At 67.5% G+C, this 19,524-nt stretch carries 20 protein-coding genes; 4 read left to right on the plus strand and 16 right to left on the minus strand.

Going from position 1 to position 19,524, the window contains the following annotated elements; genetic code table 11:
• Window positions 1-2 precede the first annotated feature (2 nt).
• From BM417_RS16250 to BM417_RS16275, 6 genes are all read right to left on the minus strand, one after another.
• The gene (locus BM417_RS16250) at window positions 3-842 is read right to left on the minus strand and encodes a hypothetical protein (protein ID WP_093594143.1); all 840 of its coding nucleotides are present in this window, start codon (window positions 840-842) and stop codon (window positions 3-5) included.
• A 2-nt stretch (window positions 843-844) separates the two neighbouring features.
• On the minus strand, window positions 845-1,972 hold the full coding sequence (locus BM417_RS16255) for a WXG100 family type VII secretion target (RefSeq protein WP_093594146.1): 1,128 nt from the start codon (window positions 1,970-1,972) through the stop codon (window positions 845-847).
• Between the two features lie 7 nt (window positions 1,973-1,979).
• On the minus strand, window positions 1,980-2,294 hold the full coding sequence (locus BM417_RS16260) for a WXG100 family type VII secretion target (RefSeq protein WP_093594149.1): 315 nt from the start codon (window positions 2,292-2,294) through the stop codon (window positions 1,980-1,982).
• Window positions 2,291-2,956 carry a YbaB/EbfC family nucleoid-associated protein gene (locus tag BM417_RS16265; protein ID WP_322788967.1) on the minus strand — a complete coding sequence of 222 codons (666 nt, stop codon included), beginning with the start codon at window positions 2,954-2,956 and terminating at the stop codon, window positions 2,291-2,293. The genes BM417_RS16260 and BM417_RS16265 overlap by 4 nt, the downstream gene beginning before the upstream one ends.
• A 128-nt stretch (window positions 2,957-3,084) precedes the next feature.
• Complete coding sequence (locus BM417_RS16270; protein ID WP_093594152.1) at window positions 3,085-3,618, minus strand: hypothetical protein; 534 nt, start codon at window positions 3,616-3,618, stop codon at window positions 3,085-3,087.
• A 125-nt stretch (window positions 3,619-3,743) separates the two neighbouring features.
• A complete protein-coding gene (locus BM417_RS16275) occupies window positions 3,744-6,308 on the minus strand; it encodes an ATP-dependent Clp protease ATP-binding subunit (RefSeq protein ID WP_093594155.1) in 2,565 nt (854 codons plus the stop codon).
• A 318-nt stretch (window positions 6,309-6,626) separates the two neighbouring features.
• On the opposite strand from BM417_RS16275, the gene BM417_RS16280 reads away from it, so the two are divergent.
• Window positions 6,627-7,436, plus strand: a complete 810-nt coding sequence (locus BM417_RS16280; protein WP_093594158.1) for a (2Fe-2S)-binding protein — start codon at window positions 6,627-6,629, stop codon at window positions 7,434-7,436.
• Window positions 7,437-7,800: 364 nt separating this feature from the next.
• Here BM417_RS16280 and BM417_RS16285 read toward each other — a convergent pair whose 3' ends face one another.
• The 5 genes from BM417_RS16285 to lysS all read right to left on the minus strand — a co-directional run bounded on the left by BM417_RS16285 (window position 7,801) and on the right by lysS (window position 12,900).
• Window positions 7,801-8,598 carry an ABC transporter ATP-binding protein gene (locus BM417_RS16285; RefSeq protein ID WP_093594161.1) on the minus strand — a complete coding sequence of 266 codons (798 nt, stop codon included), beginning with the start codon at window positions 8,596-8,598 and terminating at the stop codon, window positions 7,801-7,803.
• Window positions 8,595-9,662, minus strand: coding sequence for a FecCD family ABC transporter permease (locus tag BM417_RS16290; RefSeq protein ID WP_218164488.1), 1,068 nt, complete (start codon window positions 9,660-9,662; stop codon window positions 8,595-8,597). Before BM417_RS16290 ends, BM417_RS16285 begins: the two co-directional genes overlap by 4 nt.
• 11 nt (window positions 9,663-9,673) lie before the next feature.
• A complete protein-coding gene (locus tag BM417_RS16295) occupies window positions 9,674-10,666 on the minus strand; it encodes a FecCD family ABC transporter permease (RefSeq protein WP_093594167.1) in 993 nt (330 codons plus the stop codon).
• A 314-nt stretch (window positions 10,667-10,980) separates the two neighbouring features.
• A complete protein-coding gene (locus tag BM417_RS16300; protein WP_030477509.1) occupies window positions 10,981-11,331 on the minus strand; it encodes a histone-like nucleoid-structuring protein Lsr2 in 351 nt (116 codons plus the stop codon).
• A gap of 114 nt (window positions 11,332-11,445) precedes the next feature.
• The gene (lysS, locus tag BM417_RS16305) at window positions 11,446-12,900 is read right to left on the minus strand and encodes a lysine--tRNA ligase (protein WP_093596040.1); all 1,455 of its coding nucleotides are present in this window, start codon (window positions 12,898-12,900) and stop codon (window positions 11,446-11,448) included.
• 136 nt (window positions 12,901-13,036) lie between these two features.
• Here lysS and BM417_RS16310 point away from each other — a divergent pair, with 136 nt between their 5' ends.
• A complete protein-coding gene (locus BM417_RS16310; protein ID WP_093594169.1) occupies window positions 13,037-13,792 on the plus strand; it encodes a class I SAM-dependent methyltransferase in 756 nt (251 codons plus the stop codon).
• Here the strand turns inward: BM417_RS16310 and BM417_RS16315 are convergent.
• From BM417_RS16315 to BM417_RS16335, 5 genes are all read right to left on the minus strand, one after another.
• A complete protein-coding gene (locus tag BM417_RS16315) occupies window positions 13,782-14,576 on the minus strand; it encodes a type III pantothenate kinase (protein ID WP_093594172.1) in 795 nt (264 codons plus the stop codon). The genes BM417_RS16310 and BM417_RS16315 overlap by 11 nt on opposite strands.
• Window positions 14,577-14,590: 14 nt before the next feature.
• Window positions 14,591-15,061: an aspartate 1-decarboxylase gene (gene panD / locus BM417_RS16320; RefSeq protein WP_093594175.1), complete on the minus strand. Its 471-nt coding sequence runs from the start codon at window positions 15,059-15,061 to the stop codon at window positions 14,591-14,593.
• Between the two features lies 1 nt (window position 15,062).
• Window positions 15,063-15,962: a pantoate--beta-alanine ligase gene (gene panC, locus BM417_RS16325; protein ID WP_093594178.1), complete on the minus strand. Its 900-nt coding sequence runs from the start codon at window positions 15,960-15,962 to the stop codon at window positions 15,063-15,065.
• 1 nt (window position 15,963) lies between these two features.
• The gene (locus tag BM417_RS16330; protein WP_093594181.1) at window positions 15,964-16,854 is read right to left on the minus strand and encodes a Rossmann-like and DUF2520 domain-containing protein; all 891 of its coding nucleotides are present in this window, start codon (window positions 16,852-16,854) and stop codon (window positions 15,964-15,966) included.
• A 103-nt stretch (window positions 16,855-16,957) separates the two neighbouring features.
• Window positions 16,958-18,103, minus strand: coding sequence for a PrsW family intramembrane metalloprotease (locus tag BM417_RS16335; RefSeq protein ID WP_093594184.1), 1,146 nt, complete (start codon window positions 18,101-18,103; stop codon window positions 16,958-16,960).
• 30 nt (window positions 18,104-18,133) lie between these two features.
• On the opposite strand from BM417_RS16335, the gene BM417_RS16340 reads away from it, so the two are divergent.
• Both BM417_RS16340 and BM417_RS16345 read left to right on the plus strand, forming a co-directional pair.
• Window positions 18,134-19,048 carry an SAM-dependent methyltransferase gene (locus BM417_RS16340; RefSeq protein ID WP_093594187.1) on the plus strand — a complete coding sequence of 305 codons (915 nt, stop codon included), beginning with the start codon at window positions 18,134-18,136 and terminating at the stop codon, window positions 19,046-19,048.
• A gap of 17 nt (window positions 19,049-19,065) precedes the next feature.
• On the plus strand, window positions 19,066-19,488 hold the full coding sequence (locus BM417_RS16345) for a DUF1203 domain-containing protein (RefSeq protein WP_093594190.1): 423 nt from the start codon (window positions 19,066-19,068) through the stop codon (window positions 19,486-19,488).
• The last annotated feature ends 36 nt before the right edge of the window (window positions 19,489-19,524 follow it).

Below are 19,524 nucleotides of genomic sequence, written 5' to 3' on the forward strand. Positions count from 1 at the left end.
CGTCAGACGGTCGCGGCCGGGTGCCGCGGCCGCGCGCCGGGCATGCGGTCGAGCAGACCGACGATGACGTCGACCACGCCCATCAGCTCATCGGGCTGGACTGGGCGGAACACCAACAGGTAGACGAAGCCGGACTCGAAGGTCAGCGACATCCCCTTCGCCCAGAGGGGAAGGCTCTCCTCGTGGTCGAGGAGCCAGTGCAACGCGTCGAAGTTCAACTCCCTGGCCGCCGCCGCGGGGTCGCTGCCGTACGCGGAGAACTCCTGGTCCATCGGCGGCTGCAACGGCACCGGCCGCCACTCGGCGCCGTCGCGTTTCGCGGTCTCCGGCTCGTAGCCGACGATCTGCTTCCACACCGCCTCGAGTTGGCCGGGCGACAACGGCTGTCCGGTGTTGACGCTGTACTTGTTCGGCCGCGTGACCTTCAGCGGAGCCAGGCGAGCGGTGGCGATCTCGATGCGGTGCTCGTGCATCCAGCGCACCCCCAAGCCGCGGTTGTCGTAGCGAACAGACGCCTCGGTCACCCGCACGTGCCACTGGCCGCGCTGGAAGTCCAGCGACAGGTCGAACTGCCGCTTGGATCGGAGTGCGATCGAGAACTCGTTCTCGAACGGCTTCCGCAACTCGGCCGTCCACATGCCTGCCTCGTCAGGACCGAGCACGTTGCCGCCGAGTCGCTGTGCCAGCGGGGTCAGCGCGGCGATCTGCGCGTCGCGGGCCTTCGCGTGGTTGCGGAACTGGAGCCAGCGCCGCACGACCATGAACACGATCATGACGGCGAAGGCGGTCAAGACCAGAGGACTGAGCAGGTAGTCGGTCACCCACAGCTTCAGAAGATCCATGATCAGAGGTCCAGATACCCTTCAATGCGCTGCTTCGAATGATCGGTTCCGGTCTCGCGGGACTCGGCGGCCTGCTCTCGCAGGGACTCGTTTCGCGCGCCCTTCTCGTGGGCGGGGTTCACCTGAGCCAGGACCTCGTTGCCGACGGCGTCGAGCATCGACTTCCCGAATCCCTGTTTCATGCGCTCGCCGACGATGCCCTCGTGGCTGTTCATCCTGGTGAGCGGGTTGCTCCTGAACGTCTCCCACTTCGTCTTGCCGAAGAGCGCGTCGGTCGCTTCCTGGCTCCGGACCTTCTTGTCCGCCATGGCCTTCTTGAAGCCGGTACCGAGGTTCTTCGCCTTGGTCGCCAGGGTGCGCAGGAAGTCCATGATTTTGGTCAGCAGCTGACGCAGCTTCGCGACGATGCGCGACACCCTGCTCGCGGTGGAGGCCACGCGAACGCCGGTCGCGGCACCCGCGGCGGCCGTTGAAGCACCACAACTCGGCACGGCAGCGGCGAGCGCCGGGATCCAGATCATGATCAACCACGTGATCAGCTCGGAGAGGATCGCCTTGATGACGTCCTCGATCACCTGCATGACCATGGACGACATCATCAGCAGCTCGGCGAGCTCACCCGCCTGGCCCGCGACTCCGTCGATGCCGTGAGCGAACTCGCCCAGCTTCGTCGCGGCAGACTCCGAGGCACTGCCACCCCAGGACGTCACGGTGGTCTGCAGATCCTCGGTGAACCTCGTGCTGAGGTCGGAGATGCCCTGGGCGATCGCCCCGAAGTTCTCGCCCGCCTGCTGCAACGCCGGACCGTCACCACTGACGAAGTGGATCGCGTCTTCGAGCGGCTGCACCACGCTGATCAGGAAGTTGAGGCCCTGCCCGACCAGCCAGCCGATCGGGTCCATCACCATGCCCTGGCCGAACTCGACGACCGACGTGACCAGCGCGCTGCCTTCGGAGGTCAGCCCTGCGATGCCTCCGGTGTCGCCCGCTTTGCCCGCGGCCTCCTTGGCCTTGACGAAGTTGCCCCAGATCGGGGCGTTCTCCTCCGCCTTCTGCCCGAGGGTCTTCTCCCCGACGGTGACCTTGACCTGCGTGTCGCCACTTCCGGCCGTGTAGTCCTGTTCCGCCATGCCGGCCCTATCCCCTCTCGACCTGGATGCCGTCGAGGATCTTCTTCAGGGCCTCTTCCTGGTCCGCGTAGCCCTTCGCGGTGTCGCGGAACTTCTCCACACCGGAGTCCAGCCCGTCCGTCATGGCGGTGAGCGTGTCCTGCAGGTCGCTGAGCATCTGCGTGTACTGCTGCTTCACGAAGATGCCGACCACGCCCCACGACTTGTCGCCGACGTCGGACTTGTCGACCAGACCGGTGACCTCACCGGCGAAACCGCGATGGCCCTGGAGCTTGTCGGCGTACTGCCGCAGCTCTTCGGGGTTGACGCTGAACCCGCTCACCGGCCGTCCTCGTCGTCGTAGAGGTTCAGGAACTTGCCGTCCTGTTTGGGCGGAGTGGCGGGCGGCTGCGGTGACCTGTCGTTCCAGGCGTTGCCGCGCATGATGTTCTGGTCGGAGAAGTCGTCCTGCGGCTCCGGTGCGGGCGGGCGCGGCGGAGCGGGCGGCTGCCGGACCGGGCCCGCGTTCTGGGGCGGCGGAGGCATCGGCCGGGCGGGAGGCATCGGCGGGCGAGGCGGTGCCGCGGGGGCGGTCTCCTCGGTCCTCACGGCGCGGAGTTCCTCTTTGGACATTCCGAAGAGCTGCGCCTGGGTTTCGAGAACCTGGTCGGACAGCTTCATGTCGTCGCCGATCGCGCCCTCCACGATGCCGGCCTGGCGGCGAGCAGCCTCGGCGACGGCCTTCTGCAGCGTCGACATCAGTTCGGCGGCGAGGGCGTGCGGTGGCCGGCGCATCGCCTGGTCGGTCAACCGGATGTCCTTGATGCTGCCGGACGGACCCGCCACCACCGTCACGGCGCGGTCGGCCGAGGTGGCGACCGCTTCGAGTTCGGTGAGTTGTTGCCGCATCTCGCCGACCTTCGCGAACTGCTGGTCAACGTGCTGCATCTGAGACTGGAACCGCTCGAACTGAGCGACCAACTGCTCGAACGCCGCCGACGGCACAAGGACCTCCTCCTGGACACTCGCCCGCGCAAGATCACGCGGGCGGAGGACATGGTGGCAGGAGGAGTTTCCGGTTCGCGGCGAAACGGACGAATCGATGTGGGTGGGTGATCCACGCGACAAGATGGTCAGACGACTGCGGAGGGGTCCCTCGGCTCCACGTCACGAATGGCGTCGAGCCTCTCCAGAATCATGTCGACGAGGAAGACGATGTCGTCGGACTGAATGCGGCCCTGGCACTCCACCTGCACGAAACCGTCCTCAAAGGACAGCGTGAAGAACTCCAGCGGAATCTTCCGCGCCGGCACGGGAGTGGTGGCGACCTCGATCCAGTGCTCGTACTCCAGGACGGCCTCGCTGCGCGGTCTCGGGTTGCAGGCTTCCGTCAGGCGGACGTGCCACGGCCCGCGCTGGAAGTCGAGCGTCAGCTCTGCCTCGGACCTCGACCGCTGGAGCCGGGGAGTCCACGCGGAGGCCTGACCAGGGCCGGACACGGAGCCGCCGAGGCTCTTCGCCAGTTCGGTCAGAACCGGGTCCTGCTCGGCGCGTGCCTTCGCGCGGCCGCGGGTGCGCCAGCGGGGCACCACGACGGTGTGCATGACGATGACGATCGCGATCAGCACCACCACGTGCGGCTGCAGCAGGATCAGCAGAAAGTCCATGGCCCCCTCCGGCGACTTGTGCCTTCCTTCTCCACAAGTCGCCCTGAGCGAGGATTGTTGAACAGCCGCAGACGAGAACGGCCCCCAGACCGAAGCCTGGGGGCCGTTCTCACGTACTGCCTAGATCACTCGGTGTCGTTCGCCGGAGCGTCCTGCGGCTCGGCGGCTGCCGCCGGGGCCGCGAGGTCGACGGGCGGGGCGTCCGGCACGCGGTTCGGCTTGGCCTCGCCGCGGAACACGAACTTCGCCTTGTCGTGCTGGTCCGACTCGCCGTCCCAGCCCTCGACGTCGGTGATGATGATCTGGCCCGGCTGGATCTCGCCGAACAGGATCTTCTCCGACAGGGTGTCCTCGATCTCGCGCTGGATCGTCCGGCGCAGCGGACGGGCGCCCAGCACCGGGTCGAAGCCGCGCTTCGCGAGGAGCATCTTGGCGCGATCGGTCAGCTCGATCGCCATGTCCTTGTTCTTCAACTGCGCCTCGACGCGGGCGATCATCAGGTCCACCATCTTGATGATCTCGTCCTGAGTCAGCTGGTGGAAGACGATGATGTCGTCGATGCGGTTGAGGAACTCGGGCCGGAAGTGCTTCTTCAGCTCGTCGTTGACCTTGTTCTTCATGCGCTCGTAGTTGGACGCGGTGTCCTGACCCGAGGTGAAGCCGAGGCCGACGGCCTTGCTGATGTCCGACGTGCCCAGGTTCGACGTGAAGATGATGACGGTGTTCTTGAAGTCCACCGTCCGGCCCTGACCATCGGTCAGGCGGCCGTCCTCCAGCACCTGGAGCAGCGTGTTGTAGACCTCCTGGTGGGCCTTCTCGATCTCGTCGAACAGCACGACGGAGAACGGCTTGCGGCGCACCTTCTCGGTGAGCTGGCCGCCCTCTTCGTAGCCGACGTAACCGGGAGGGGCACCGAAGAGCCGCGACGCGGTGTACCGGTCGTGGAACTCGCCCATGTCGATCTGGATGAGCGCGTCGTCCTCGCCGAACAGGAAGTTCGCGAGCGCCTTCGAGAGCTCGGTCTTACCGACACCGGACGGGCCGGCGAAGATGAACGAGCCGGAGGGGCGCTTCGGGTCCTTCAGACCGGCGCGGGTGCGGCGGATCGCCTGCGACACGGCCTTGACCGCGTCGACCTGGCCGATGATCCGCTTGTGCAGCTCGTCCTCCATGCGGAGCAGACGCGTGGTCTCCTCCTCGGTGAGCTTGAACACCGGGATGCCGGTCCAGTTGGCGAGGACCTCGGCGATCTGCTCGTCGTCGACCTCCGCGACGACGTCCAGGTCACCGTCCTTCCACTGCTTCTCCCGCTCGGCCTTCTGGCCCAGGAGCGTCTTCTCCGCGTCACGCAGCTTCGCCGCGCGCTCGAAGTCCTGCGCGTCGATCGCGGATTCCTTGTCGCGACGGACGTCCGCGATCTTCTCGTCGAACTCGCGCAGGTCTGGCGGCGCGGTCATCCGGCGGATGCGCATGCGCGCACCGGCCTCGTCGATGAGGTCGATCGCCTTGTCGGGCAGGAACCGGTCGTTGATGTACCGGTCGGCCAGCGTGGCGGCGGCGACCAGCGCGGAGTCGGTGATCGAGACGCGGTGGTGCGCCTCGTACCTGTCGCGCAGGCCCTTGAGGATCTCGATGGTGTGCTCGAGCGACGGCTCGCCCACCTGGATCGGCTGGAAGCGGCGCTCCAGCGCGGGGTCCTTCTCGACGTGCTTGCGGTACTCGTCGAGGGTGGTGGCACCGATCGTCTGCAGCTCACCGCGCGCGAGCATCGGCTTCAGGATCGAAGCCGCGTCGATCGCGCCCTCGGCGGCACCCGCACCGACGAGGGTGTGGATCTCGTCGATGAACAGGATGATGTCGCCGCGCGTGCGGATCTCCTTGAGGACCTTCTTCAGGCGCTCTTCGAAGTCACCGCGGTAGCGCGAGCCCGCGACCAGCGAACCGAGGTCGAGGGTGTAGAGCTGCTTGTCCTTGAGCGTCTCGGGCACCTCGCCCTTGACGACCATCTGCGCCAGCCCCTCGACGACGGCGGTCTTGCCGACGCCGGGCTCGCCGATGAGGACGGGGTTGTTCTTGGTGCGGCGGGACAGCACCTGCATGACCCGCTCGATCTCCTTGGCGCGCCCGATGACCGGGTCGAGCTTGCCTTCACGGGCCGAGGCCGTGAGGTTGCGCCCGAACTGGTCGAGGACCAAGGAGGAGGACGGCGTGCCCTCGCCACGACCGGTCGACTCCGACGCGCCCTTCTCCGTCGAGTAACCGGACAGCAGCTGCAGCACCTGCTGACGCACCCTGTTGAGGTCGGCCCCGAGCTTCACGAGGACCTGGGCTGCGACGCCCTCGCCCTCGCGGATCAGGCCGAGCAGGATGTGCTCGGTGCCGATGTAGTTGTGGCCGAGCTGAAGCGCCTCGCGCAGCGAGAGCTCCAGGACCTTCTTCGCACGGGGGGTGAAGGGGATGTGTCCACTCGGAGCCTGTTGGCCCTGGCCGATGATCTCTTCGACCTGCTGGCGGACGCCCTCCAGCGCAATCCCCAACGACTCGAGCGCCTTGGCGGCGACACCTTCACCCTCGTGGATCAGACCCAGGAGGATGTGCTCGGTGCCGATGTAGTTGTGGTTGAGCATCCGTGCCTCTTCTTGGGCAAGGACAACCACCCGCCTCGCGCGGTCGGTGAACCTTTCGAACATTCGCACTCCCTGACTGCTGCGTCGGCGGTCCTCGGCTCCACCGATCTACCCTGGTGAGCGCGGCACCGTGGCTCCACTGTAGTGGGCGGTTCCGAGGCCTGTGGCTCCCATCAGCGGCAAGCCGCGTCCGGAGAACATTGACATCTGCATCAACGCAGGTCGGGAGCAACGGATTCCACAGATCGGGCGATGTCCGCTGAACGCGAACAACCGACCGTTGAGCGATACTCCTGTGACCGGGCCCACGTGAAGAGGCGACCGAAGGAGATCTTGGGTAAGGTTAGGCAAGCCTCATACTTATGAGATTGGACTTGCGCGTTGACCGTACCTGCGAGGGTCTCACAGCAGAACCCGCGTGCGCTCACGCCACTGGCCGAATCAGTCGCCCGCCTGCAGGCCGGCACCGAGATCACCTTCGGCATGCCGTCCCCCGCGCAGGAGTGGACGATCTGCTCGGACCTGCTGGCGGAGCCCACGCGCTTCGACCTGTGGCGCAAGGACCTCGCGGAGTGGATGGTCGAGCAGTACGGCGAGTCCGACGACCGCGCGACGGCCGGCTACGTAATGGGCTGGTACCTGCACCTCCCGGGCTACCTCGCGGGCCTGCTGTTCCACACCGCAAGGCGCGTCCCCACGCTCAAGCCCTCCGACATGGCCTTCCGCCTGAGCACCTCAGGCCGCCCCCACCCGGATGGCACGGCAATCCTGTGCGACGAGTTCGCCTGCCTGCCGGACGACCCGGCCTCGAACCACCCGGCCGCGACAGTCGTGGCCGACGAAGCGGCCCTGGCCGCAATCCTGCGAGCCCGCTACGCCGCCCACGCCGCCCAGTTCGTGGCTTCGTTCGGCCAGGTGGTCCGCTTCGGCCGCCGCCAACTCTGGGCAGCAGCGACCGACATGCTGGAGTACGGCCCGTGGGCAGCAGGCCGCCTGTTCGGCGACGAGAACGCGGGCGTGACAGACGCAGCGATGATCCTGCCGGAAAAGCTGGAGCCGTTCGTCTCCGCCTCCACCCTGCACTTCACCGACGAGGGCTGGAAGCGCAAGCGAAACAGCTGCTGCTTCCACTACGTACTGCCAAACGCAGAACCGTGCACGGCCTGCCCACGCACCTGCAACAACACCTGATCACCCGCGAAGCCGAAGGCGAGCCGTCCTTAGCAAGCGGGCTGGGCGGTGGGGTCCCGTCACGAGTCGCGCCATAGCTCTTGCTGCATGTGAGAGGGGAGGTCAAGTCGACACGCTTTTCGTCGACTTGACCTCCCCTCTCACATGTGGCCCGCTCTTGGTGCGGCTCGTGACGGGACCCCACCGCCAACGCAACCCTCTAAGCAACGCGCAGCCGCCCAAAGCAACAGGCGTGCCATCAACCCGCAGGCGGCGCCACCCCCCGATCAGATTGCCGGGGGTCTGGGGGCAGAGCCCCCAGGGGAAGCACGCAAGGTGACAGGCCGCCCGCAAGCCGGGGAACGCACAGAAACCGGCGCGCCCCCTACGGCAACCGATGCCGAGACCCGACCGGCACCACCAACGGCGTCCCGGAAACCGGATCCTCGACAACCCGAGCATCCAGCCCGAAAACCTCCAGCAACATCTCCTCGGTCAACACCTCACCAGGCGTCCCCTGAGCCACAATCCGCCCACCCCGCATGGCAACGATGTTGTCCGCATACCGAGCGGCAAGGTTCAGATCGTGCAACACCATCACAATCGTCCGCCCCATCGACGCATGCAGCTCCTGCACCAAATCCAGCACGTCGATCTGATGGGCAAGGTCCAAATAGGTGGTCGGCTCGTCCAACAGCAACAGATCCGTCCCCTGGGCCAGAGCCATGGAGATCCAGGCCCGCTGCCGCTGCCCACCGGACAGCTCATCCACAGTCCGCTCGGCCAGATCCAGAATCCCGGTCATCGCCAACGCGGCATCAACAGCCGCGGCATCATCGGACGACCACTGCCGATACCAGGACTGATGCGGATGCCGCCCCCGAGCGACCAGATCCGCCACGGTCAGCCCCTCAGGAGCAGACGGAGCCTGAGGCAACATCCCCAGAACCCGGGCGACGTCCCGAGTGGACATGGAGTCGATCTGCTTCCCGTCCAGCAACACCGCCCCGGACCGGGCAGGCAGCAACCGCCCCAGAGCCTTCAACAGAGTGGACTTGCCACACCCGTTGGGCCCGATCACCGCGGTGACGGTGCCACCGATGATCGACAAATCCAGAGAGTCGACGACCAGCCGCTCCCCGTACCCGACCGACAGCGACGAAGCCTCAAGACGCACACTCATACCCGCGCCTCCCGGCGACTCCGGATCAGCAGGAACATCAAATAGGGCGCACCCAGAACCGCGGTCACAACTCCAACCGGCAGCTCAGTGCGATACACAGTCCGCGCCACCAGGTCGGACAACATCACCAAAGCACCGCCGACAACCACAGAGCCGAACAACGGCGGCTGCGCGGTCCCGGACAGCCGCAAGGCGATCTGCGGCGATGCCAACGCCACGAACGTGATCGGCCCGGCAGCGGCGGTCGCCACGGAGGCCAGCACGATCGCCACGATGATCAGGAACGACCGCGCGACGTTGACCCGCACACCGAGTCCGCGCGAGGTCTGGTCGTCGAACTGCAAGGCCCCAAGCACATGGCCGCCGATCAGAGCCACGGGAACCAGCACGACCAGCGCCAACGCGACCGGCACGACGTGCTCCCAGCCACGACCGTTCAACGACCCGGTGATCCACACCATCGCGCGCCCGGCGTCCTGCACGTCACCAACGGTCAGCAGGTAGTGCGTGAAGTTGCCGGCGACAGCGGTGATACCGATGCCGACGAGCACCATCCGGAAGCCCTCGATCCCCTGCCGCCACGCCAGCGCGTAGACCAGCAGCCCGGCGAGCAGGCCGCCGAAAAGGCCCGCCAGCGGCACACCGATCGAGGCGGCGCTTCCGGTCACCACCCCCAGTGAACCGGCGAAGGTGATCACCGAGACCGCGCCGGCACCGGCTCCCCAGGTCACGCCCAGGATGTCGGGCGAGGCCAGCGGATTGCGCACGATGGCCTGGAAGATCGCCCCGGAGAGCCCCAATGCGCCACCGACCAGCAGCCCAGTCAGAGCTCGGGGCATCCGAAGTTCCATCACCACGAACTGGTCGCGGCGCGTGCCACCGCCCAGCAGCGTGTCGACGACCTGGGTCACGGTCAGCGGGAAGTCGCCGATCATGATGTCGGCGATCAGCGCCGCCGCCAGCACCACCAGCGACGCCGCGACGACCAGCAACGGCCGGCGTCGCAACCGAAACGAGGTGGCACCCAGCCGCAGGGCGGGCGCCTTGGCTGCGGGGGTCTTCACCGCGGTCGGCGTCAAATCTTCACCAGCTTCTTGCGCCGCACCAGGAAGATGAAGAACGGAGCGCCGATCAGGGCCAGCATCACACCGACCTCCACTTCGGACGGACGGGCGACCACCCTGCCGACGATGTCGGCGAACAGGATGAGGATCGCTCCGAGCAGTGCCGAGTACGGCAGGATCCAGCGGTAGTCCGGCCCGGTGAACGCGCGGGCGACGTGCGGCACCACCAGGCCCAGGAACCCGATCGGCCCGCACGCGGCGACGGCCCCGCCCACCAGCAGCGTGATGGCGAAGATGCCCAGCGACCGCGTCCTGCTGGTGTTGACGCCCAGCGACTTCGCCACGTCCTCGCCCAGCGACATGGCGTTGAGGCCGGGCGCGTTGAGCGCCGCGATCACCAGGCCGGCGAACAGGAACGGCGCGACCTGCGTCAGCACCGTCAGATCGCGGCCCGCGATCGCGCCGACCTGCCAGAACCGGAACGCGTCGAGCGACTGCTGGTCGAGCAGCACGATCGCCGACACGAGGCCGTTCATCAGCGCGGAGACCGCGGCCCCGGCCAGCGCCAGCGTCACCGGCGACGGGCCGCCTCGCCCGGCCGAGCCGAGCAGGAACACCAGGACGCTCGCGATCATCGCCCCGGCGAACGCGAACCAGATGTAGCCGACCAGCGAGCTGACGCCGAGCAGGAAGATCGAGAGCACGACCGCCAGCGCCGCGCCGTGCGTGACGCCGAGGATGCCGGGGTCGGCCAGCGGGTTGCGCGTGTGGCCCTGCATGAGAGCGCCACCCACACCCAGAGCGATGCCGACCACGACGCCGAGCAACGTCCGCGGGATCCGCAGCTCGCGGATCACCACGTCGTCCTCGACGCCGGTCGGCGTGAAGAGACCGTGCCAGACCCCGGAGAGCGGGATCTCCTTCGAGCCGATCGCGATGCTCGCCAGGCACACGGCGACCAGCACGACCAGCAGGAAGAGCAGGCCGAACGACCTACGACCCAAGGCCCACCCTCCTCAACCGCGACAGGAGAGGTAAGCCTAACCGAACCACCTGGTCGGCCCGAGGTCCAGGGCACCGGTTCTGGTCACATCATCGGTCCAGGCCAGAAGAAGAACGACCGCGGGAGATCGTGAAAAAACATTCAGCAAACCCGTTGTCGGATCAACTAAAAAGTCGACGGCAAGTGTGTTCACGATCTCGTTTGGATCGCACCGTTCCGCCTTCTGGACGCCTACCGGTAGCTGACCGGTCACTCAAATAGCACGAAGGGGTTCCGAGGAATCTTCCCCGGAACCCCTTCGTGTTTTACCGAATTTCAGCCCTGCTGGTGGTAGGCGTCGAGCACCTCGGCCGGGATGCGACCCCGGTCCGACACCTTCATGCCCTGCTTGCGGGCCCACTCGCGAATGGCCTGGTTCTGCTCACGATCCGCCGAAGCGGGGCGCGCCTTCACGCTGCCGGCCGGACGACCGGGCCCAAGGCGCTTGCGACCACCCGCACGACGTGCACTTCCCACGAAGTCGGCAAGAGCGTCACGCAGTTTGCCCGCATTGCCCGAGGAAAGGTCGATGGTGTAGCTGACACCATCCAGTCCGAACTCGACGGTCTCCTCAGCGGTGGAACCGTCCAGATCGTCGACGAGGGTCACCGTGACCTTCTGCGCCATGCGTATCCTCCTGGACCCCGAATGCGCGGTCACCCGCGTCGCCAACTAAAGCCTTCTGCGACGCAGGTTAGCGCACAGGTGCCGCATTGCACCTATCGACATCCGGAAAGTTACTCATTCAGGGCGAACGAGCGGGAACAAGATGGTCTCCCGGATACCCAGACCCGTGAGGGCCATCAGGAGCCGATCGATACCCATTCCGACGCCACCACTCGGTGGCATTCCGTACTCCAGTGATCGCAGAAAGTCTTCGTCGATCGGCATCGCCTCGTGGTCACCGGCCGCGCCAAGACGTGCCTGCGCTTCCAGGCGTTCCCGCTCGATGACCGGGTCCACCAGTTCGGAGTAACCGGTTCCGAGTTCGAATCCGCGCACGTACAGATCCCACTTTTCGGCGACACCCGGCTTGCTGCGGTGCTGCCTGGTCAGCGGAGACGTCTCCACCGGGTAGTCGCGCACGAACGTCGGCGCGTAGAGCGAGTCGCACACCAGGTGCTCCCACAGCTCCTCGACCAGCTTGCCGTGCCCGAACTTCGGGTTCACCTCGAGTTCGTGGCGGTCACAAAGCTTCCGCAGCGTCTCGGCGGGCGTCTCGGGGGTGATTTCCTCACCGACAGCTCCGGACAACGACTCGTAGATGCTCAGAGTCGTCCATTCACCCGAGAGGTCGTACTCGCTGCCGTCCGCCAGCGTCACGATCTGAGAACCGGTCACGGCTTCCGCCGCTTCCTGGATCAGCTCACGGGTCAGCACGGCGTTCGAGTCGTACGTGGCGTACGCCTCGTAGTACTCCAGCATCGAAAACTCGGGCGAATGCGACGAGTCCACGCCCTCGTTGCGGAAGTTGCGGTTGATCTCGAAGACCTTCTCGATGCCACCGACGACGCAGCGCTTCAAGTACAGCTCCGGCGCGATGCGCAGGAACAGGTCGATGTCGAGCGCGTTCGAGTGCGTGATGAACGGACGCGCGCTGGCACCACCCTGCAGCGACTGCAACATCGGCGTCTCGACTTCGAGGAATCCGCGCCGGTGGAACGAGTCGCGCAGAGAACGAACGACGTTCGCACGGGTCCGAACAGTGTCGCGCGCCATCGGCCTGAGGATCAGGTCGACGTATCGCTGGCGAATACGGGTTTCCTCGCCGAGTTCCTTGTGCGCGACCGGCAACGGACGCAGCGACTTCGACGTCAGCTGCCACCCGTCGGCCATCACGGAAAGCTCGCCACGACGCGAGCTGATGACCTCACCGCTCACGAAAACGTGGTCGCCGAGGTCGACGTCGGTCTTCCACTCGGAAAGCGCTTCTTCACCGACACCGGCGAGGCTCAGCATCGCCTGAAGTTCGGTGCCGTCGCCTTCGCGCAACGTCGCGAAGCACAGCTTTCCGGTGTTGCGCATGAACATCACGCGCCCGGTGACGCCGACGACCTGGCCGGTCTGGGTGTCGGGTTCGAGTTCGGGATGCGCATCGCGAATCTCGCGCAACGTGTGCGTGCGCGCGACTTCGACGGGATACGGCTCCTTGCCGGAAGCGAGCAGCCGCGCACGCTTTTCCCGGCGCACGCGCATCTGCTCTGGCAGGTCTTCTTCGCTGGTCACGAGGTTTTGCTTCGGCTGCTCACTCACGCCGAGAAGGGTACGGAAGAGCTCACGGGCAAAGCGAACCGGATACCCCGCCGGATACCGGACGCCCTAAGTTGGGGTGATGGATCTACACGCGAGGCGAGCGGACTCGTTCGGCGCGCAGGCCGAGGCCTACGCCGAACACCGGCCTGACTATCCCGTGGCGGCGATCCGGTGGGCACTGGAGCCACTGGGCAAGACCGAGCAACTGGACGTGCTCGACCTGGCCGCCGGCACCGGCAAGCTGACCGCGGGCCTGGTCGCGGAAGGCCACCGCGTGACGGCCGTGGAGCCCAACGAGCAGATGCTGTCCGAGCTGGTGCGCCGCGTGCACGGCGTGCGCGCGTTACCTGGTCACGCCGAGCACATCCCCGTCCCGGACCAGACCCTCGACGCCGTGTTCGTCGGCACCGCGTTCCACTGGTTCGACCAGGAGAAGGCACTGCCGGAGATCGCCCGCGTGCTGCGGCCCGGCGGTGTGCTGGCGGCCCTGTGGATCGACACCGTCCCGGACGTCGAGTGGATGGCCGAGCTCGAGAACGTGTCGCGCAGCAGCGTCGAGGACAGGCGCGAGGACCCGACGGGAATCATCACGCACCCGTCGTTCGGGCCGCCCGAGCACGCCACGTTCCCGCACGTGCACCGCAGGGAGTCGCCGGAAGCGCTCGTCGCCACGACCAACACGTACTCGCGCATGATCGTCATCGACGACGAGGAACGAGCTGCGATCAACGAGAAGATGCTCGCGTTCCTGCGCGAACGTCCGGAGACGTCGAACGGTCCGTTCGACGTCCCCTTGCGCTCGGAGGTCTATCGAATGGTGCGCGTCAGCGAGTAGCGGACATGTTGCGCTCGAACACCATGCGCAACCCCAGCAGCGTCAGGTCGGGCACGTGGTGCGCGATCGTCGAGGACTCCGACACGACCAGCGGCGCGAGGCCACCGGTGGCGATCACCGTGACTGGTCCCGGATCGGTCAGCTGGAGCTCGTCGGTGATCTTGCGCACCAGCCCGTCCACCTGGCCGACGAACCCGTAGACGATGCCGGACTGCAGGCACTCGACGGTGTTCTTGCCGATCACGTTGCGAGGCCTGACCAGCTCGACCTTGCGCAGCTGGGCGGCGCGGGAGGCGAGGGCGTCGACCGAGATCTCGATGCCCGGTGCCAGTGCGCCGCCGAGGAACTCGCCACGCGACGAGATCACGTCGAGGTTCGTGGACGTGCCGAAGTCGACGACGATGCACGAGGTCGCGTAGAGGTGGTGCGCGGCCAGCGTGTTGATCACGCGGTCCGAGCCCACCTCCTTCGGGTTGTCGACGAGCAGCGGAACGCCGGTCTTCACGCCCGGCTCGACCAGGATCTTCGGCACCGCGTCGTAGTAGCGGCCGAGCATGACCCGCATTTCGCGCAGCACGGCGGGCACGGTGGACAGCGCGGAGATGCCGGTGATCTTGTCGGCGTACTCGCCGAGCAGGCCGCGCATGGTCAGCGCGAGCTCGTCGGCGGTCATCCTGGCGTCGGTGCGCATCCGCCAGTCGCGCACGAGCGGGGCCGAGTCGCCGACCCCGTCGTACAGACCGAGCACGATGTTGGTGTTGCCGACGTCGATGGCGAGCAGCACGTGGTGTTCCTTCGTCAGTTCTCGGCCTGGATCAACGCGTCCAGCGCGGTCGCTTCAACGGTCTCAGACGACGGCGCGCTCGTGGAGCCGTTCACCAGACCGGACCCCTCGGGGGCGTGCGCGGGGTCCGCGCCGAGGTCGACGACCTTGTTGTCGGCGTCCACGAACACGACGCGCGGCTTGTAGGCACGCGACTCGGCGTCGTCCATCTGCCCGTACGCGATCAGGATCACGATGTCGCCGGGGTGCACGAGGTGCGCCGCGGCGCCGTTGATGCCCAGCACGCCGGTGCCGCGCTCGCCGGGGATGACGTAGGTTTCCAGCCGGGAGCCGTTGGTGACGTCGACGATGGCGACCTGTTCGCCCGCCAGCAGGTCGGCGGCCTCCATCAGGTCCTCGTCCACCGTCACCGAGCCGACGTAGTGCAGGTCGGCCTGCGTCACGGTGGCGCGGTGGATCTTGGACTTCAGCATCGTGCGGAACATGTCATTCCCCCTGCTCGTCGCCGTCGCCGAGCAACACCGCGATGTTGTCGATCAGGCGGGTGGTACCGACGCGGGCCGCGACCAGCAGCCGCGCGTCGCCGCTCTCCGGCGCGGCACCGAGGTCGGTCCCGCGCAGCTCCAGGTAGTCCACTTCGATCTCGGGCGTTTGCGCCAGGACATCGTGCGCGGCCTTGAGCACCGCGTCCGCGCCCTGCGACGACACGTGCGCGCCGGCGGTGAGCGCGGCCGACAGCGTCACGGCGTGATGGCGCTGCTCCGGCGTCAGGTAGGCGTTGCGCGACGACAGCGCGAGGCCGTCGTACTCGCGGACGGTCGGCACGCCGACGACGTCGAGCGGGAAGTTGAGGTCGCGCGCCATCTTGTGGATGAGCTGGAGCTGTTGGTAGTCCTTCTGCCCGAACACCGCGTACGTGGGCTGCACGATGTTGAACAGCTTCGAGACGACCGTCAGCACGCCCTCGAAGTGGCCGGGCCGGACCGCGCCCTCGAGCTCGTCGCCCAGCGGTCCGGGGTGCACGGTCACCTGCGCGCCCGCCGGGTACATGTCCTCGACGGACGGCGCGAAGACGATGCCCACGCGCTCCTGGCGACAGATGTCCACATCGGACTCGAACTGGCGCGGGTACTTCGCGAGGTCCTCGTTCGGCCCGAACTGCAACGGGTTCACGAAGATCGACACGACGATCACCGTGTTCTGCATGACCTGCGCCTCGCGGATCAGCTGCCGGTGGCCCGCGTGCAGGGCGCCCATGGTGGGCACCAGGGCGACGTTGCGCCCGGCGCTGCGCAGCGCCCTGATGACCCGGTTGAGCCGGGCCGGGTCGCGGTGCACCGTGACGTCGTCCGGGCGGTAGTCGTCCTTGGTCAGTGGCTTCGTCACGTCAGTCCTCAAGAGTGGTGCGAACGTCGTTGGCCGCGTCGGGCTTGAGCAGCCCGGAGCGTTCGGCCCGCTCGGCGGTGCGGCGGGCGAGCACGCGGTAGCTGGGCAGGATTTCGGGTGCCTGCTCGGCCAGCACGTCGAGGTGCTTGCGCAAGGTACCCGTGTCGCCGCGGGCGACCGGACCGGTGAGGGCACGGTCACCGTGGCGCAGCGCGTTGTCGAGCGCGGCGGACAGCAGGGGGCCGAGCAGGCGCTCGGCGTTGGCGACGCCGGCGTTCGTGAGCAGGTCTGCGGCGTCGCGGACCAGCGTGATCAGGTGGTTCGCGCCGTGGGCCAGTGCCGCGTGGTAGAGCGGGCGGACGGCCTCGGGGACCCGGACCGGGTCCGCGTCCATCTCGACGACCAGCGCCTCACCGACGCTCCAGGCCACCTCGTCGCCGTCCGCCGCCGTCACGCCGACGCACGCGGCGGTCATCCGCAGCAGGTCCTCCTGGCGGCCGGTGAAGGTCATGACGGGGTGCAGCGCGAGCGTGAGCGCACCGAGTTCGGCAGCGGGTTCGAGGACCTTCACGCCCTGTGCGCCGCTGGTGTGCACGACGATCTGGCCCGCGCGCAGCGACTCGGTGGCGATGAGGCCCTTGACCAGGCCTTCCAGCTCGTCGTCCGGCACGGCCAGCAGCACCAGGTCGGCGCGCTGGGCGACCTCGGTGGGGTCGGCGATCGGGACACCGGGCAGGAGTTCCTCCGCGCGGTTGCGGGAGGCCTGGGAGACGGCGGAAACGCCGGTCACCACGTGGCCCGTCCTGGCCAGCGCGGCGCCCAGCACGGAGCCGACGCGGCCTGCCGAGATGACACCGACGGCGAGCCTCGCCGGACGTGGGGTCGCGTCCATGCGACTAACTCCTTCTGACGTTCCAGTCCCTAGTGCGGGTACCAGACGACGTCGCCGAGGGTAATCCCGCGCTTGTTGGCATGTACCCGGTCGGTGACCGGACTCACCGGCGAGCGGCGGCCCTGGCGGCGTGCAGGCTGTCGAGCAGCACCCCGTGGCGTTGCTCGGCGCTCAGACCGGCCGTTCCCTGCTCGATGCGGTGCCGCAGGAAGGCCAGTTCGGTGACCGCGATCTGGTAGCTCTTCACGGCCTTGACGGACGCGTCACCCGACTTGCGCTTGACCGCCCGCAGCCAGTTCCTGCGGCCGTTGAGGCTGGCCAGCAGGGCCACCTCACTGTTGGCGATCCACCGGTTCTGCGCCATCGCGGCGAGCTGGCCTGCGACGATCCGCTGTTCACGACGACGCTGCCACACCACGATCGAGACGGCACCGGCGAACACCGGCACCATGATCAGGAAGTACAGGTTGATGAACTCCGCGCCGGTGCCGACGGTGGTCGAGAAGTTCCACAGCGAGTGCAGCCCGACGGCCGTGAGGTAGCCGCCGATCGGCGCGAGGATGCGCACCGTGGCGTTGCTGGTGGTGGCCGCGATGCCGACGCCGATGCCCGTCATGGCCGTGAACAGCGGATGCGCGAACGGCGACAGCACCCCGCGCAGGATGAACAGCGCGATCACGCCGCCGCCCATGTTGCCGAGCCCGTCCTCGAGGAAGACCCGGCCGAAGTACCAGATGTTCTCGGTGAACGCGAAGCCCGCGGCCGTGATGCCCGCGTAGACCATGCCGTCCACGACGCCGTCGAACTCGTGCCGGCGCCGCACGAACACGGCGATGAGGAACGCGGCCTTGGTCGCCTCCTCGACGATCGGCGCCCCGACCACGGCGGTGAACGTCGTGCCGTCGTTGGTCAGCAGATCGCCGAGCACGCGGCTCGTCTGGTTGAACGCGAGCGAACTGATCGTCGCGCCGCACGCACCCCAGACGAACGCGAAGAGCAGCATCTTCGCCGGTTCCGGTTCCCACCGGTCGATCCACAGGAACGCGGTCACCACGAAGGCGACGGGGATCAGTGCCGCGGCGGCACCGACCAGCAGCGGTTCGATGCCGATGCTCGACGTGCCCAGAGCGAACAGCACGAGGCCTGCCGCGGCGAGCGCGATCAGCGCCACGACGGGGAACAGGACGGTCCAGCGGCGCTGCTCGATGCGCTTCTTCGTCGGCGTCGGCGTGAGGTCGGCGTCGGTCACGGGAAATGACCTTAGATGCACACTTGTCCGATGTTCGACTGGGAAGCCGCTTGGCACGCCGCGTTGTACGGCCCCGGTGGTTTCTTCGCCCGCGGCGAGAAGCCCTCGTCGCACTTCCGGACGTCTCCGCTGGTCGGTCCGGAACTGGCCGTGGGTCTCCTTGAGCTGCTGTCGCGCGTGGACGCCGCGCTCGGATCTCCCCCGGTCGTGGACTTCGTGGACGTCGGCGCGGGCGGGGGTGAGCTGGCCTTCGCGGTGCGGTCGCTGGCGTCCGGGTCGCTGGGTGAGCGGCTTCGGGTGACCGCGGTCGAGGTCGGTCCGTTCGTGGAGCTGCCCGGGGTTCGGTGGACCACGTCCGTGCCGTCGTGCGTCGGGCTGCTGGTCGGGCACGAGTGGCTCGACGCGATCCCCTGTCCGGTGGTTCGCGGGCCTTCCGCCGATCCGTGGATCACCCGGTGGTGGCCGTCTCTGGAGGACGGGTCGATGGCCGAGGTCGGCGCACCTCGGGATGCGGCGTGGGCCGCGGCGGTGTCTTCGGTGCGCGGGGCGGCGTTGGCGATCGACTACGGGCATCTCGTGTCGTCGCGGCACTTCTCGCTGACCGGGTATCGGGACGGCCGTCAGGTTCCTGTCGTTTTCGACGGGTCGTGTGACATCACCGCGCACGTCGCTCTGGACGCCTGTGCCGCGGCTGCGGGCGGGGACTTCGTGCTCGTGTCGCAGCGGGATGCGTTGGCGGCCTTGGGTTTGACCGGGGACGTTGCCGGGTCCGGGTGGGACTGGTTGGAGTCGGCTGCGCGGGCCGGGCGGATCGCCGAGCTGCGTTCGACTGCCGGGCTGGGGGCGTTCGGGTGGCTGCTGCACGGGCGTGGGGTGGCCGTGTCGGACCTGCTGCCGGCGCTGCCGCCCTGGCGTCCGAATCCCGCCAGCTTTTGCGGTGACTGACGACGATCGTTGGGGGCATGCGAATCCACACCGTGTCGCCGTCCGCCTCGTTCTCCGACCCCGGCCGCGAGTACCGCGCCTCCGAGCCGGGTGTGCCGTTGCGCTGCTGCCTGCGGAAGTCGCTGCCCGACGAGCCGGTCTGGCTGTTCCGCTACTCGCCCTCGTCCGGGAAGGGCCCTTACGAAGAGGTCGGGCCGATCTTCACGCACGTGGAGTGTCCGGACGACGTTTTGCTGGATCGTCTCCCTGTTGAATTGTTGAACAATCCCCGGATCCTACGTTCCTACAACGCCGCAGGTCAGATCCACGACGGCGAGGTCGTCGAGCCTGGCTCGTTCGATCGTGTGATCGAAGGATTGTTGAACAATCCCTCGATCGAGTCGCTCCAGGTCCGCAGCCTGTCGCACGGCTGCTTCTTCTTCGCGATCACGAGGTCGTAAGCCGCGTCCCGGCGGGTTCCCGGCCCCGTGAAACCA

It is taken from the genome of Lentzea waywayandensis, from assembly GCF_900115955.1.
Classification (GTDB): domain Bacteria; phylum Actinomycetota; class Actinomycetes; order Mycobacteriales; family Pseudonocardiaceae; genus Lentzea; species Lentzea waywayandensis.